Source organism: Streptomyces sp. B5E4 (assembly GCF_039871555.1).
GTDB lineage: Bacteria > Actinomycetota > Actinomycetes > Streptomycetales > Streptomycetaceae > Streptomyces.
The window spans coordinates 99062-114305 of the sequence record NZ_JBDPMI010000003.1; the positions used below are offsets into that span (position 1 = coordinate 99062).

The window sequence follows — 15244 nt, forward strand, 5'->3', positions numbered from 1 at the left end:
GTCAGCCCTCTGCCGGGGCGGCGAAGAGTTCGTCGAGGCTGGTGGCGGTGGGGGCTCGGTCGAACCAGAGATCGAGGGTTTCTTGGTCACCGCAGGTGAGGATGCGGTGCCGGGTGTCCTCAGACAACGGGAAGCCCCGCACCTCCAGGATTTGGATGACCGCATCGCTCCAGATCGCCATCCGGAGTCCTTGCGCGCGGCCTTGGATGTAGCCCTGCTTGCGAAGGTTCTCGGCGACGTAGCTTCGGAAGGAAAACAAGCAGGTCTCCACGAAATTCCTCCAGATCGTCCCAGCCGGGGTCGCTGCCAGGATCGGCTGGTGGCCGTAGCGGTTGCGGAGGTAGCTGAGGTAATACGCCCAACTGTCGGGCTTGTCCTTGTCCGGCTTCGTCTGGGCTTCGACCAGCAGAAGGTAGGTATGACCGCCCGGGAACTCCAGCCGTAGCAGCGTGTCCACGTGGCGTTCTACCGGCCGCACCTCCCTGACGTCGCTGTCGATCGCCGTGACCACCGCCTCGCCCGGCACCGGAATGTCCAGCAGCCTGAAGGCGCTCGTGAATAACTCCGGGATCTGCTGGAAGGCCCGGTGGTGCGTCTCGTGTGGGGAGTTGACCATGATCGGGACGCTAGTCGCCTGCCAGATATGCCATCGGCATATCTGCTTATCTCACTCGCACGAGTGAGCGACCCCGACTCTGTTGACGGCCCCGCTCAGTCCAGCCTGTCCAGGATCAGCGGGCCCCGTTCCACCGCCGCGCCCGGGGGCGCCACGTCGTACGACGACTCCAGCGCCTCCAGTGCCTCCGGGATCCGCTCCGGGGTGTCCGTGTGCAGGGTCAGCAACGGCTGGCCCGCCGTCACCGGCGTGCCCGGCTTGGCGTGGAGTTCCACGCCCGCCGCCGCCTGGACCGGGTCCTCCTTGCGGGCGCGGCCCGCGCCCAGGCGCCAGGCCGCCAGGCCCACCGCGTAGGCGTCGAGGCGCGAGAGGACCCCCGTCGTCGGGGCCGGGACCGTGTGGGTCTCGCGGGCCGTGGGGAGCGGGGCCGACGGGTCGCCGCCCTGCGCGGTGATCATGCGGCGCCACACGTCCATCGCCGAGCCGTCCGCCAGCGCCCCCGCGGGGTCCGCGTCCGGCAGGCCGGCCGCCGTCAGCATCTCCCTGGCCAGCGCGAGCGTCAGCTCCACCACGTCCGCCGGGCCGCCGCCCGCCAGCACCTCCAGCGACTCGCGGACCTCCAGCGCGTTGCCCGCCGTCAGCCCCAGCGGCGTCGACATGTCCGTGAGCAGCGCCACCGTACGCAGCCCGTGGTCGTTGCCCAGGCCCACCATCGTCGCGGCCAGTTCGCGCGCCCGGTCCAGGTCCTTCATGAACGCGCCCGAGCCGACCTTCACGTCCAGCACCAGCGCGCCCGTACCCTCGGCGATCTTCTTCGACATGATCGAGGACGCGATGAGCGGGATCGACTCCACCGTCCCGGTCACGTCCCGCAGCGCGTACAACTTGCGGTCCGCCGGCGCCAGCCCCGTGCCCGGGGCGCAGATCACGGCGCCGGCGTCGCTCAGGATCGCCATCATCTCGTCGTTCGACAGCGAGGCCCGCCAGCCCGGAATGGACTCCAGCTTGTCGAGCGTGCCGCCGGTGTGCCCGAGGCTCCGCCCCGACAACTGCGGCACCGCCGCCCCGCAGGCGGCGACCAGCGGTGCCAGCGGCAGCGTGATCTTGTCGCCGATGCCGCCCGTCGAGTGCTTGTCGGCGGTCGGGCGCGGCAGGGCGGTGAAGTCCATCCGCTCGCCGGAGGCGATCATCGCCGCGGTCCAGCGGGCGATCTCGTCGCGGTCCATGCCGTTGAGCAGTATCGCCATGGCCAGCGCGGACATCTGCTCGTCGGCGACCTCGCCGCGGGTGTACGCCGCCACGACCCAGTCGATCTGCTCGTCGGAGAGCCGTTCGCGGTCGCGCTTGGCGCGGATGACGGAGATGGCGTCCATCAGTTCTGCGATCCTCCGCTCTCGGAGTTCTGGGAACCCTTCAATCTGCTCAGCTCGAACGGGCCGAAGGCGTCGGGCAGCAGCTCGGCCAGCGGCCGGATGCCCGCCGGGGTGTCGAGCAGCAGGTCGGGCCCGCCGTGTTCGCTGAGCAACTGGCGGCAGCGGCCACACGGCAGGATGAGCTGCCCCTCACCGTTGACGCAGGTGAAGTGGGTGAGCCGGCCGCCGCCGGTGGCGTGCAGCGCGGAGACCAGGCCGCACTCGGCGCACAGCCCGACGCCGTACGAGGCGTTCTCCACGTTGCAGCCGACGACGGTGCGGCCGTCGTCCACGAGCGCCGCGGCGCCCACGGGGTACTGCGAGTACGGGGCGTACGCCCGGGACATCGCGTCCCGCGCCGCCCGCCGCAGCGCCTCCCACCGCTCGTCGTCCTGCGACGTCACGTGCTCTCTCCCCTTCGGTAACGCTTGCCGATCCACTTCGGCACCCGCAGCCGCTGCGCGAACACCGCCAGCACCACCAGTGTGGTCACGTACGGCGTGGCTTCCACGACCTCGCGCGGCACCGTGTCCGTCGTCGCGTACAGCACCCCGAGGAGCACCGCCGCGACACCGGCCGCTATGGCCGCGCGGGCGCCGCCGCGCACGTACTTCCACACCGCGTACGCCGCGAGCAGCACCGCCAGCAGCAGGAACAGCGCGTGCACGGCCTCGCCGCCGCCGCGCAGTTGCAGGCTGTCGGTGAAGCCGAAGAGGCCCGCCGCCATCGCCGTACCGCCCGGACGCCAGTTGCCGAAGATCATCGACGCCAGGCCGATGTACCCGCGGCCGCCGGTCTGGCCCTCCAGATAGATGTGGGTGAACGTGACCAGGAACGCCCCGCCGAGCCCGGCGAGCGCGCCGGAGACGGCCAGCGCCGCGTACTTGTAGAAGTAGACGTTCACGCCCAGCGACTCGGCGGCCACCGGGTTCTCGCCGCAGGACCGCAGCCGCAGCCCGAACGCCGAGCGCCACAGCACGTAGTACGTGAGCACGAAGAGCGCGGCCGCGATGAGGATCAGGTACGACACGTCGTCGGTGAGACCGCGCAGGATCCCGGCGGTGTCGGAGAGGAAGAACCAGTGTTTGCCCTCCAGGTCTCCCAGCCAGCCGGCGGCCCCGTGCAGGGCCCCTGCGACGTCGGAGAGGAGGAACCAGTCTTTGTCTTCCAGGTCTCCTAGCCAGCCGGAGACCGCGGAGATGGAGAACGTGGGCATGTCGTCGACTTGCGGCGACTGCTTGTCCGTGCCGCCCGCCGCCAGCGCGCCCCCGTCCGCGAAGAAGATCTTCGCCATGTACTGGGTGGCGCCGAGCGCAAGGATGTTGATCGCCACACCCGAGACGATGTGGTCGACGCCGAACGTCACCGTCGCCATGGCGTGCACCAGCCCGCCCAGCGCCCCGCCGATCACCCCGGCCAGCGCGCCCGCCCACGGGCCGTGCTGCCAGCCGATCCAGCCGGCGAAGAACGTGCCGAGGATCATCATGCCTTCGAGGCCGATGTTGATCACGCCGGCCCGTTCCGCCCACAGCCCGCCGAGGCCGGCCAGGCCGATCGGCACGGCCAGCGCGAGCGCGCCGCCGATCTGCGCGGAGGCGGTGAGGTTGGTGGTGTCGGTGATCGCGCGGACCGCGGACAGCAGCAGCAGTCCCGCGGCGATGAGCAGGAGCACCTGCGGCATGCCGAGCCGCCGCTTGCCGCCGTCTCCCGGCGGTCGCTTCGCGGGCGCGGCGACGCCCGTCTTGGTCACCGTGCTCATGCGCCGGCCTCGCTTCGCCCGGCGGGCTGTGAGCACAGCGCGCACCTTTGAATGATTCGCTCGCTCCGCTCGCTCATGCGCCCACCTCCGCCTTCTCGGTCTTGCGTGCCTGGGCCAGCTCCTCGCCGACGCGGCGCTGCTGGTCGCGCAGCGCCCAGCGGCGGACCACCTCGTAGGCGATGACGACGCAGAGCACGATGATGCCCTTGATGACTTCGACGATCTTCTGGTCGTAACCCTCGAATTCGAGCTGCGTGCCGGTGCGCTCCAGGAAGGCCCACAGCAGCGCGCCGAGCGCGATGCCGACGGGGTGGTTGCGGCCGAGGAGGGCGATGGCGATGCCGGTGAAGCCGACGCCGAGCGGGAAGTCGGTGCCGTAGTTGTACGACTCGCCCAGCAGCGTCGGCATCCCGACCAGGCCGGCGACGGCGCCGGAGAGCACCATGCTGGTGACGATCATGCGCTTGACGTCCACGCCGCTCGCGGCGGCGGCCGTCTCCGACCGGCCGACGCTGCGCAGGTCGAAGCCGAAGCGGGTGCGGTTGAGGACGAACCAGTACAGGAAGCCGGCGAGCACGGCGAAGACGACGAATCCGTTGATGTCCCCGACCGAGGTCTCGATCATGAAGATGTGGCTGGAGGACGGGATGTTCGGGGTGTGGGTGAGGTTCCCGTCCTTCTCGCCGAGGCGGCCCGCGGTGAGGTAGTAGCCGATGACGGCGCCGGCGATCGAGTTGAGCATGATCGTCGTGATGACCTCGCTGACACCGCGGGTCGTGCGCAGCACACCCGCGATGCCCGCCCAGATCGCGCCGACGCCCATGGCGACCAGGATGATCAGCGGGATCTGGATGATGCCGGGCAGCGACAGCGCGCCGCCGACGGCCGCGGCGAAGAAGGCCGCGATGCGGTACTGGCCGTCGACGCCGATGTTGAAGAGGTTCATCCGGAAGCCGATGGCCACGGCCAGCGCGGAGAGGAAGAACATCGTCGACTTGTTGACAATGTAGATGGCGCTCCGGTCGGTCGTGCCGAACTCGATCATGACCTGGTAGGCCCGGAACGGGTCCTTCCCGGAGATCAGGATGATCAGCGAGGTCAGCACCAGCGCGGCGAAGACCGCGAGCACCGGGGCGCCGACCGCCGTGATCAGCTTGTCCCTGTCGAGGCGTTTCATCGCGTACGGCCTCCGCCCTGCGCGTCGTCGCTGTGGGTGGCGGTGCCGCGCGGGTGCGGCACCGGGGCGTCCTCGGCCGCCGAGGTGTCCTCCAGGTGCCCGCTCGCCGCGCCCGTCATCGCACTGCCCAGTTCCTCCGGCGTGATCGCCGCCGGGTCCGCGTCGGCGACCAGTCGCCCGCGGTACATCACCCGCAGCGTGTCCGACAGGCCGATCAACTCGTCCAGGTCCGCGGAGATCAGCAGCACCGCGAGCCCGTCGCGGCGGGCCGCGCGGATCTGCTCCCAGATGTCCGCCTGCGCGCCCACGTCCACGCCGCGCGTGGGGTGGGCGGCGATGAGGAGCTTCGGCCGGTGGCTCATCTCCCGGCCGACGATCAGCTTCTGCTGGTTGCCGCCGGAGAGCGAGGCGGCGGTCACGTCGATGCCGGGGGTGCGGACGTCGTACTCCGCGACGATCCGCTTGGTGTCCTTGCGGGCCGCGGCGGTGTCGATGAGCACGCCGCGGCTGTTGGGGCGTTCCGTGGTGTGGCCGAGGATGCGGTTCTCCCACAGCGGCGCCTCCAGCAGCAGGCCGTGCCGCTGGCGGTCCTCGGGGATGTAGCCGATGCCGCCCTCGCGGCGCTTGCGGGTGGCGGCGTGGCTGATGTCCGTGTCGTCGAGCACGATGCTGCCGCCGTCCGGGTCGCGCAGCCCCATGATGGCCTCGACCAGCTCGGACTGGCCGTTGCCCTCCACGCCGGCGATGCCCAGCACCTCGCCCTTGTGGATGGTGAAGGAGATGCGGTCCAGCACCTCGCGCGGTACGCCGTCGGCGTCGACGGCCGACAGGTGCAGGTTGCTGACCTGCAGCATCGATATGTCCGTGACCGTCGACTCGCGGGTCTCGGGGGTCGGCAGCTCGCTGCCCACCATCAGCTCCGCGAGCTGCTTGGAGGTGACGTCCGCGGGCTTCACGGCGGCGACCGTCGTGCCGCGCCGGATGACGGTGATGTCGTCGGCGACGGCGAGGACTTCGCCGAGCTTGTGCGAGATGAACAGCACGGTCAGGCCCTCGGCCTTCAGCCCGCGCAGGTTGTCGAAGAGCGCGTCGACCTCCTGCGGGACGAGGACCGCGGTGGGCTCGTCGAGGATGAGCGTACGGGCGCCGCGGTAGAGGACCTTGAGGATCTCCACCCGCTGCCGGTCGGCGACGCCGAGGTCCTCGACCAGGACGTCGGGGCGGATGCCGAGGCCGTACGCCTCCGACAGCTCCTTGATCTTCGCGCGCGCCCCGTCGCCGATGCCGTGCAGCTTCTCGCTGCCCAGGACGGTGTTCTCCAGCACGGTGAGGTTGTCGGCGAGCATGAAGTGCTGGTGCACCATGCCGATGCCGCGCGCGATGGCGTCGGCGGGGCTGGCGAACGTGACCTGCGTGCCGTCGATCGTGATGGTGCCCTCGTCCGGCTTCTGCATGCCGTAGAGGATCTTCATCAGGGTCGACTTGCCCGCGCCGTTCTCGCCGACGAGGGCGTGCACGGTGCCGCGGCGCACGGTGATGTCGATGTCGTGGTTGGCGACGACGCCGGGGAAGCGTTTGGTGATGCCGTGGAGTTCGACGGCGGCGGCGCCGGCGGGTGGATCCGCTGCCGTGGAGCTGCTGCTGGGGGCTGTGATGGCGCACACTCCTCGTCGAGGGCGGTGGATGCGGGGCGGCGGACGTACCGAAGCGCCGTACGGACGGCGCGAGTTACGTGACGCGAGTTACGGCATATCACGCTACGCGCGTAGTCCGGAGGCAGATGCGCGGGGTCCGGTGGACGGCCGACGCGCACCGCCCTCCGGACCCCGTCACACGTACCGTGCTCAGGGAGTGTCGCTGACCTTGATCTCGCCGTCGGCGATCTTCTGCTTGGCCGCGTCGATGTCGGCCTGGATGTCCTCGATGAACCCGCCGGAGGTGGCCAGGCTCACGCCGTCGTCCTTGAGCGCGAAGGTCTGGTCGCCGGTGAGCGGCTTCTCGTCCTGGACGCTCTTGATCACGTCGTAGACCGCCACGTCGACGTTCTTGACCACGGACGTCATGATCGCGTCCTTGTAGTCGGCCAGGGCCTTGTCGCGGTACTGGTCGGAGTCGACGCCTATCGCCCACGCGCCTTCCTGGGCGGCCACGGCCTCGATCGAGCCCGTGCCGGACAGGCCGGCGGCGCTGTAGATGATGTCCGCGTCGGAGTCGAGCATGCCCTCGGCGATGCCCTTGGCGCGCAGCGGGTCCTGGAAGCCCTTGAGGTCGCTCTCGTAGAGGTACTTCACGTCGACCTCGACGTCGGGCTTGGTGTCCTTGACGCCCTGGACGAAGCCCGCCTCGAACTTCTTGATCAGGTTGTTGTGCACGCCGCCTATGAAGCCGACCTTGCCGGTCTTGCTCTTCGTCGCGGCGGCCACGCCCGCCAGATACGAGCCCTCGTGCTCGGCGAAGGTGACACCGGCCACGTTCTTCCCCTGCGACGCCTCGTCGATCACGGCGAAGGTGGTGTCGGGGAAGTCCTTGGCGACCTTGTTGACCGACTTGCCGTAGGCGAAGCCGACCCCGATCACCGGGTTGTAGCCCGCCTCGGCGAGGGAGATGAGACGCTGCTCGCGGTCGGCCTCGGTCTCGCCGTCGCGGGCGGTCAGCTCCTTGCCGCCGAGGTCGAACTCCTTCTTGGCCTTGTCGTACCCGCGGGCGGCCGACTCGTTGAAGGAGGCGTCACTGCGGCCGCCGACGTCGAACGCGAGGCCGACGCCCTTGTCGCTGCTGCCGCTGTCGCTGCTGCACGCAGCACTGGTGAAAGCAAGGGCCGCGGTTGCCACGCCCGCGGCGGCGATCTTGGTTACCCGGCGCAAGAGGACTTCCCCTTCGGTCTTGGCGAAGCGCCTCTTTCCGGCGCTGCTTCGGGGGCATCGTAACGCGCGTAGAACAAGCTGAACCTCCGGCAACGAACCCGTTACCGGATCGTCTCCGCGCCGGTGCTTTCGGCGGTGCGCGCGACGCCGGCGCGTATCGGCTGACCTGTCGGTTCGCGGGGAACCGGGCGGGTTGCGGGGGCCTGTGCGCGCCCGCTTGCGCGGGGCGTCCGGCCGGCCCCCTCGCGCGCTGCGGTGCGGGTCGCCGCGGTGGCCAGGCGGGTGGCGTGAAGAGTGACGCCCGTGACGCCGGCGAGGGCCACGAGACCCAGGACGACGACCCCGTGCCAGCCGATCGCGTGGAAGGCGATCGCGCCGACGGTCGCGCCCGCGCTGTTCCCGACGTAGTACGCGACCTGGTAGAGCGCCGACGCCTGCGCCTTGCCGGTCTGCGCCGCGTGGCTGACGGAGGCGGAGGCGACCGCGTGCCCGGCGAAGAACCCGGCGGTGAGCAGCACCAGACCGGTCAGCACAGTGGCCAGGGAGTCGCCGATCGTCAGCAGCAGCCCGGCGGCGGTGGTGCCGGCGGCGGCGTACAGGGTGCCGCGGCGGCCGAGGCGCGCGACGAGCCGGCCGGCGGCGGCCGAGGAGCCGGTGCCGACGAGGTAGATCACGAAGACCGAGCCGATGAGGCCCGCGGACAGGCCGAAGGGGGCGCCGGCCAGCCGGTAGCCGATCATCGTGTAGACCGAGCCGAAGACGGTCATGAACAGCAGCCCGATCGCGTACAACCGGCGCATCAGCCCGTCGGAGAGATGGCCGCGTACGGTCCGGGCGAGCGCCCGCGGCGCCAGCGGCGCGGCGGTGAAGTGCCGGGCGCGCGGCAGGAGTACGCGGAAGGCGACCGCGCAGAGCAGCGAGAGCGCGGCGACCGCGGCCAGCGCCGCGCGCCAGCCCCAGGCGTTCGCCGTCCAGCCGGTGAGGATGCGGCCGGCCATGCCGCCGATGCTGTTGCCCGCGACGAAGAGCCCCACGGCGCCGATCACCGCCCGGGCCCGTACCTCGTCGGCGATGAACGCGATGGCCGACGCCGGGATCCCGGCGATCGCCACACCCTGGAGCGTACGGAGCGCGATGAGCGCACCCAGGTCCGGCGCGAACGGCATCGCCAGCCCCAGCAGCACGGCCGCCGTCAGCGACCACGTCATCGTCTTCCGCCGGCCGAACCGCTCGGAGACGGCGCTCAGCGGCAGCACGGCGAGCGCGAGGGCGGCGGTGGTGGCGGAGACCGTCCAACTGGCCGCGCCGGGACTGACGCCGAGGTCGGCGGAGATGGCGGGCAGCAGCGCCTGGGTGGAGAACAGAAGGGTGAAGGTGGCGACGCCGGCGGCGAACAGGGCGAGGAGCACGCGGCGGTAGCCGGGCTCGCCGGGGGCGTGCTTGGCGGGCACGTGGGCGGGGGCGCTCACATGGGGCGTAAGCGCCCCGGTATCGGAGGGCATGCGTCGAACGTACGGCGGGTCTCGCTCATGCGTCCAATGCGGAAAACGGTGATAATCGATGCTGTGGTGAATGAGCAGAGGTCACAGGGGTCGTTGTCACGGTCCCGTCATCAGGAAGACATCTCGGCCGCGGTCGCGGCCGCCGCCCCCGGGGAGCCGGGGGAGTGGGGGGCGGTGCTCGCGCCCCGGCTCGCGCAGTTCGCCGCGGTCGCGCGCGAGGAGCACGTCACGCGTGCCGCCCGCGCGCTCGGCGTCCCCCAGCCGACGCTGAGCCGCGCGATGGTACGGCTCGAAGCCGACCTGGGCGTCGCGCTCTTCGCCCGCCGCGGCCGCACGCTGTCGCTGACGACCGCGGGCCGCGACTTCCTGGCGTACGCGGAGCGGGCGCTGGCGGAGGTGGCCCGCGGGGCCGAGGCCGTACGCGCCGACGCGCACCCCGAGACGGGCAAGGTCGCCTTCGGCTTCCTGCACACCCTCGGCTCGGAGACCGTGCCGGGGCTGCTGCGGGAGTTCCGCAAGGACCACCCGCGGGTGCGCTTCTCGCTGGTGCAGAACTACGGGGAGTGGATGCTGCAGCGGCTGCGGGCGGGCGAGTTGGACCTGTGCCTGACCTCGCCGGTGCCGGACGCGCCGGATCTGGAGGCGCGGCGGCTGGACGAGCAGCGGCTCCGGCTCGTCGTGCCGGACGACCACCGGCTCGCCGGGCGGCGCCGGATCCGGCTCGCGGAGGTGGCGGAGGACCCGTTCGTGACGCTGGAACCGGGCTACGGGATGCGGCGGATGATGGAGGAGCTGTGCGCCCAGGCCGGGTTCGTGCCGCGGATCGCCTTCGAGGGCGAGGAGGCGGAGACGATCCGCGGGCTGGTGGCGGCGGGCCTGGGCGTCGCGCTGCTGCCGCCGCCCGCGGTGCCGCGGCCGGGGGTGGTGGAACTGAACGTCACGGCGCCGCGGGCGGTGCGGGAGATCGGGGTGGCGTGGGTGGCGGGACAGCAGGAGACGGCACCGGTGGGGGCGTTCCGGCGGTTTCTGCTGGGGCGGCGGGGGCAGTTGCTGGCGGGGTAGGGGCCCGCGGGCTACGCCGGGGCGAAGCCCGCGGCCAGCGGCATGCGCAGGCCGATCGGCGGAGGTGCCGCGAGCGCGTCGGCGAGCGGCCTGCTGTACGGCCGGCCGAAGAGCGAGCCCATGACGAAGTCGGCGCCGAGGGCGAGGACTTCGGACCGGTGCTGGTGCATGCCGTGCCCGTCGGAGTGCACCTCGAAGCGGCACACGTCGCGGTTGGCCTTCTTCGCCCGTACCGCCAGCCGGTACGACAGCTCCGGGTCGGTGCGCGCGTCGTCCGTGCCGTGCACGAACAGCACGGTGCGCCCGCTCAACTGCCGTACGGGCTCGGCGTCGGCCGCCTGCGCGTCCGGCAGCCACGGCGCCAGCGCCAGCACCGAGACGACCGCCTCGTGCCCGGCGGCGCGCAGCGCGGCCCGGCCGCCGACGTCGGTGCCGACCAGCGCCACGGGCACGTCCCCGTACCGCCGTACGACCTCCTCCAGCGCCCACTCCGCATCCTGCGCGGCGTCCGCCGCGGCGCCGTTCCAGCCCCGGTAGCGGTAGTGCACGGTGTGCGCGACGAGCCCGTCGCCGCGACCGGCGCGCCCGAGCCGGCGGGCCAGCGACCACACGGAGGCGGCGGCGAGCCGCGACGGCCGCCGGCTGCTGACGCCCTCGCCCGCGGGCAGCAGCAGCGCCACCGCCTGCGCGGAGGACGCCCCGGTGGCGCGTCCGAGCCGGGCGGGGCGGGGCACGCTGGTCTCCTGTCGCATGGCAGCACGATGGCAGATACGGCCCTCCGTGCCCAGTGGTCTGCACCACTCCCGACCCGCCCTCCCCACAAGGCAGTTACCGAGCCCCGCCACACCCCCACGAGCAGGCCACCGACCGGCACCGACAGCCCACCCCGGAGAACGCCCCACCCTCTCCCGGCAACCGCGGGCCCCGGCGCCCACGACGCCGCGGGGCGACGACCTGCGTGCAGGCCCCGGTGTGCCCCATCCGCATCCGCTCGCCGGCAGTCGGCGGGTCACCGCGCGGGTCCCCGCCCCGGGCGTCGCGGGGCCACCGCGCTCGCGCGAAGGCGCCGGTCCGCGAGGGCCGCACGGCCCCTGCCGGCCGCGCCGGTGCGATGCCGCGGCCCCGGGCGCCGGCCCGGCGGGGCGCCTCCCCGCTGCCCCCGGAACCCGCTCGTTACCGCCGCGACCCCGCCTCCAGCTCATCCACCCCGCTCCACCCCCCCCCGCAGCCCCTCCCCGCCCCGCCGAGCCCTCACCCCCGCGGCCGGCGCCCGCCGCCGGGCACTGCTCTACGCGCGTAGGATGGCGCAAATCGTGACGAGAGAGAGGTGCCGCATGGCGGATGACAACGGCAGAGGTGCGGTTTCCGGGGCGGTGCCGGACCGGGAGCGGATTCGGCGGGCGCCCAAGGTGCTGCTCCACGACCACCTCGACGGCGGCCTGCGCCCCGGCACCGTCGTCGACATCGCCCGCGAGACCGGCTACTCCGGGCTGCCCGAGACCGACCCCGAGCGGCTCGGCGTCTGGTTCCGGGAGGCCGCCGACTCCGGGTCGCTGGAGCGCTACCTGGAGACCTTCGCCCACACCTGCGCCGTGATGCAGACCCGTGACGCGCTGGTGCGGGTCGCCGCCGAGTGCGCCGAGGACCTGGCCGCCGACGGCGTCGTGTACGCCGAGGTGCGCTATGCCCCCGAGCAGCACCTCCAGGGCGGGCTGAGCCTGGAGCAGGTGGTCGAGGCGGTCAACGAGGGCTTCCGCGAGGGCGAGCGGCGCGCGCACGCCGCCGGGCACCGCATCCGCGTCGGCGCGCTCCTCACCGCGATGCGGCACGCCGCCCGGTCGCTGGAGATCGCCGAACTCGCCAACCGCTACCGCGACCTCGGCGTCGTGGGCTTCGACATCGCCGGCGCCGAGGCCGGCTTCCCGCCCACCCGGCACCTCGACGCCTTCGAGTATCTGAAGCGCGAGAACAACCACTTCACCATCCACGCCGGCGAGGCCTTCGGCCTGCCGTCGATCTGGCAGGCGCTGCAGTGGTGCGGCGCCGACCGGCTCGGCCACGGCGTACGGATCATCGACGACATCCACGTCGCCGAGGACGGGACCGTCAAGCTCGGCCGGCTGGCGGCGTACGTGCGCGACAAGCGGATTCCGCTGGAGCTGTGCCCGACGTCCAACCTCCAGACCGGCGCCGCCCCCTCGTACGCCGAGCACCCCATCGGGCTGCTGCGCCGGCTGTACTTCCGCGCCACGGTCAACACCGACAACCGGCTCATGAGCGGCACGAGCATGACCCGCGAGTTCGAGGAGCTGGTGCGCACGTTCCACTACACGCTGGACGACATGCAGTGGTTCACCGTCAATGCCATGAAGTCGGCTTTCATTCCTTTCGATGAAAGGCTGGCGATGATCAACGAGGTCATCAAGCCCGGTTACGCCGGGCTCAAGTCGGAGTGGCTTTTTCGCTGACCGCTTCTGACCTGCGAATTCAGATGGCTGAAGAGGCGTGGGTCGATGGTATTACGATCCGCGGATGGGGCCGTACGGGCCAATTCCGGGACCGGCGGGGCGGTCTTTGCCGCGGCGTTATCCGGCTGGCTACGTTTCACCTTGCCGCTCGATATCCGCAAGGACGAGGACCTGAATTCCATGAAGACCTGCAAGATCGTCGGTACCGCACTGCTCGGCGCCGCCTTCGCCGTCGCCGCGGCGGGCACCGCCTCCGCCTCGACCGTCCCCGGCCTGCCCGACCCGGTCGGCCAGTTGACCTCCCCGCTGGAGTCGGCCACCGGCTCCCTGGGGGCGGGCGACAAGGGCGACCAGGCCCAGCCGCTCTCCCAGCTCGGCCCGGTGACCAGTGTGCTCCCCGTGGACGCCCTGCCACTCTGACGTCCGTACGCAGCGAAGCCGGGGCCGGTATCCCTCGTGGATGCCGGTGCCGGCTTCGTGTCGTCGGGGTCCGTCCTCACCAGGCCGGATGCTGCACCTTCTCCTCGCCGGGCATCAGCACCCACAGCGCCAGGTAGAGCAGGAACTGCGGGCCCGGCAGCAGGCAGGACGCCAGGAAGACGACCCGCACCGTCCTGGGGGTCGTGTCGAAGCGCCGGGCCAGGCCGGCACACACTCCGGCGATCATCCGGTCGTCGCGCGGTCTCATCGGCATGGCCATGGCTGCGTCACTCCTCGGGTCGGCGTTCGCGGCCCGCCGTGTGCGGGCCGGTGATTCCACCGTAGGCACACAAGCCGGACGAAACGTCGCCCTACGGGGCGATCTCGACCCTGGTGATTCTCGGGGGCGGGCCCTGAGACTTCCCGTCCGCCGTACGCTCCGCCTCGTCCGCTCCGGCCGCCTCCTCCGCATGCGCCGCACCGGCCGCGCGGCCCGCGGGGTGCCGCCGGCGCAGCCGCGCGCGTGTGGCCGGGACCACCGTCAGATGCGCCAGCGCGACCCCCAGGATGTAGAGCAGCATTGTGTCCACGTTCGCGACCTGACCCGGCACCGTCGTCTTCAGCAGCTCGACGACCAGCGCCAGCATCGAGCCCGCGAAGACGGTGCGGGCGAACGACCCCGCCACCGAGGCGTTGACCCGCCCGCCGATCAGCGGCAGCAGCACCCCCGCGGGGGCCAGGACGAACAGCGACTCGACGGCGTACCGCAGCGCCGACCACGGGTCATCGCCGAACTCGGCCCGGATCGTCGTGAGCGGTCGCAGATTCGCCGCGTCAACCCACGGCACGGCATTGGGGCGGAGCGTAAACCACCAGACTGCGGTCAGATGCAGGACTAGGAGGACAACGCCGGCCACCCGGAATCTCAGGGCGGCCGATCCGCCCGTCGCATGGCGCTGCACGCAGGCAAGGACGCCGCTACCGACTCGTACGGTTCCCGGCATCCGCCGCCGGAGTGTGATCTTCGGTGCGGAGGCTCCTCAGCCGACCAGACGGCGGCGCCAGTCCAGGCCGGTGACGGGTATCGCCTGGCCCGGATCGCCGTCCCACCCGGTCCGCAGACCGGCCTCCCCGAGGGCGGCGACCACCTCGTGCCCGATGGCCGCGGTCGTCTCGGACGAGCCGTCGAAGCCGCCGTAGTAGAGCGTCAGCCCGCCGTCCGCCGCCGCGGACTCCGACGACTGGTGGATGAAGTAGACGAAGCCGCGCGCGTCCGGCTCGCCCGCACCGCCTATCTCGGCGTTGCCGCAGCTGCGGCAGCAGGCGAAGTGCTCACGGGCGGTGATGCCGGCCGCCCGCAGGGCGGTGAAGGCGCGGGTGATCCGTTCGGGGTCCGTCTCGCCCCGCCAGCCGGCCTGCTCGGCGACCCGCTCCAGCCACAGCCGGTCGGCCAGCGCCCGTGCCTGCGGGGCGGAGATGGGCCGGCGGTCCTCGGTGACCAGGAACTCCTCGGCGCACTCGGCCAGTTCGGCTCGGGTCGCGTAGCCCGCGGCCAGCACCTCGCGGACCCGCTTCTCCAGCTCCGTACGATCCTCTGCGCCGAGGTCCAGCGGCGGCACCTCGGACGCGGGCCCGGTATCCGTGCGCGACCAGGACAGCCCTGCCTCCCAGCCGGCCTCCTCGCGGGCCCAGCCGGTCAGCGCCGCGATCACGGCCTCGGGGCCGCCGGCCGTCGCGCCGAAGTGCCGGTCGCCGCCGCCGTCTCGGTACTCCACCGCGTAGTCCCCGCCGGCGTCGTGCCAGACCTGGGCGAAGAAGTCCGGCAGGTCGGGGATCCGCTGGAGCACGAGGAAGTGGTCGTCGGCGCCACCTATCCGCCGGACAAGCGCCGCCAACTCCGCAGCGGACACGCGCACATGCCGCTCCCCGCGTTCCGTCTTCACCACGATCCCGAGCATGCGGAA

The 15244-nt window shown here is 72.0% G+C and carries 15 protein-coding genes; 3 read left to right on the plus strand and 12 right to left on the minus strand.

Annotated elements, in window-relative coordinates; genetic code table 11:
- Position 1: 1 nt before the first annotated feature.
- The 8 genes from ABGA99_RS05505 to ABGA99_RS05540 all read right to left on the minus strand — a co-directional run bounded on the left by ABGA99_RS05505 (position 2) and on the right by ABGA99_RS05540 (position 9330).
- On the minus strand, positions 2-616 hold the full coding sequence (locus tag ABGA99_RS05505; protein ID WP_347582246.1) for a hypothetical protein: 615 nt from the start codon (positions 614-616) through the stop codon (positions 2-4).
- A gap of 95 nt (positions 617-711) precedes the next feature.
- A complete protein-coding gene (locus ABGA99_RS05510; RefSeq protein WP_347582247.1) occupies positions 712-1989 on the minus strand; it encodes a thymidine phosphorylase in 1278 nt (425 codons plus the stop codon).
- A complete protein-coding gene (locus tag ABGA99_RS05515) occupies positions 1989-2432 on the minus strand; it encodes a cytidine deaminase (protein WP_347580979.1) in 444 nt (147 codons plus the stop codon). Before ABGA99_RS05515 ends, ABGA99_RS05510 begins: the two co-directional genes overlap by 1 nt.
- Positions 2429-3787: an ABC transporter permease gene (locus ABGA99_RS05520; protein WP_347580978.1), complete on the minus strand. Its 1359-nt coding sequence runs from the start codon at positions 3785-3787 to the stop codon at positions 2429-2431. Before ABGA99_RS05520 ends, ABGA99_RS05515 begins: the two co-directional genes overlap by 4 nt.
- A 73-nt stretch (positions 3788-3860) precedes the next feature.
- On the minus strand, positions 3861-4964 hold the full coding sequence (locus tag ABGA99_RS05525; protein ID WP_347580977.1) for an ABC transporter permease: 1104 nt from the start codon (positions 4962-4964) through the stop codon (positions 3861-3863).
- On the minus strand, positions 4961-6619 hold the full coding sequence (locus ABGA99_RS05530; protein ID WP_347581039.1) for an ABC transporter ATP-binding protein: 1659 nt from the start codon (positions 6617-6619) through the stop codon (positions 4961-4963). The genes ABGA99_RS05525 and ABGA99_RS05530 overlap by 4 nt, the downstream gene beginning before the upstream one ends.
- A gap of 189 nt (positions 6620-6808) precedes the next feature.
- Positions 6809-7828, minus strand: coding sequence for a BMP family ABC transporter substrate-binding protein (locus ABGA99_RS05535; protein ID WP_347580976.1), 1020 nt, complete (start codon positions 7826-7828; stop codon positions 6809-6811).
- A 101-nt stretch (positions 7829-7929) separates the two neighbouring features.
- Complete coding sequence (locus ABGA99_RS05540; RefSeq protein WP_347580975.1) at positions 7930-9330, minus strand: MFS transporter; 1401 nt, start codon at positions 9328-9330, stop codon at positions 7930-7932.
- Between the two features lie 36 nt (positions 9331-9366).
- Here ABGA99_RS05540 and ABGA99_RS05545 point away from each other — a divergent pair, with 36 nt between their 5' ends.
- Positions 9367-10392, plus strand: coding sequence for a LysR family transcriptional regulator (locus ABGA99_RS05545; protein ID WP_347580974.1), 1026 nt, complete (start codon positions 9367-9369; stop codon positions 10390-10392).
- Between the two features lie 11 nt (positions 10393-10403).
- Here ABGA99_RS05545 and ABGA99_RS05550 read toward each other — a convergent pair whose 3' ends face one another.
- Positions 10404-11144 carry an alpha/beta hydrolase gene (locus ABGA99_RS05550; RefSeq protein WP_347580973.1) on the minus strand — a complete coding sequence of 247 codons (741 nt, stop codon included), beginning with the start codon at positions 11142-11144 and terminating at the stop codon, positions 10404-10406.
- A 582-nt stretch (positions 11145-11726) separates the two neighbouring features.
- Here ABGA99_RS05550 and ABGA99_RS05555 point away from each other — a divergent pair.
- The gene (locus ABGA99_RS05555; RefSeq protein WP_347581841.1) at positions 11727-12860 is read left to right on the plus strand and encodes an adenosine deaminase; all 1134 of its coding nucleotides are present in this window, start codon (positions 11727-11729) and stop codon (positions 12858-12860) included.
- A gap of 180 nt (positions 12861-13040) precedes the next feature.
- Positions 13041-13280, plus strand: a complete 240-nt coding sequence (locus tag ABGA99_RS05560) for a hypothetical protein (protein ID WP_347581840.1) — start codon at positions 13041-13043, stop codon at positions 13278-13280.
- 76 nt (positions 13281-13356) lie between these two features.
- Here the strand turns inward: ABGA99_RS05560 and ABGA99_RS05565 are convergent, their stop codons facing one another.
- The 3 genes from ABGA99_RS05565 to ABGA99_RS05575 form a co-directional block, all read right to left on the minus strand.
- Entirely contained in the window at positions 13357-13560 is a 204-nt protein-coding gene (locus ABGA99_RS05565; protein ID WP_347581839.1) for a PspC domain-containing protein, read from the minus strand.
- A gap of 91 nt (positions 13561-13651) precedes the next feature.
- Positions 13652-14284: a VanZ family protein gene (locus tag ABGA99_RS05570; RefSeq protein ID WP_347581838.1), complete on the minus strand. Its 633-nt coding sequence runs from the start codon at positions 14282-14284 to the stop codon at positions 13652-13654.
- 36 nt (positions 14285-14320) lie between these two features.
- Positions 14321-15238, minus strand: a complete 918-nt coding sequence (locus ABGA99_RS05575; RefSeq protein ID WP_347581837.1) for a hypothetical protein — start codon at positions 15236-15238, stop codon at positions 14321-14323.
- Positions 15239-15244 lie beyond the last annotated feature (6 nt).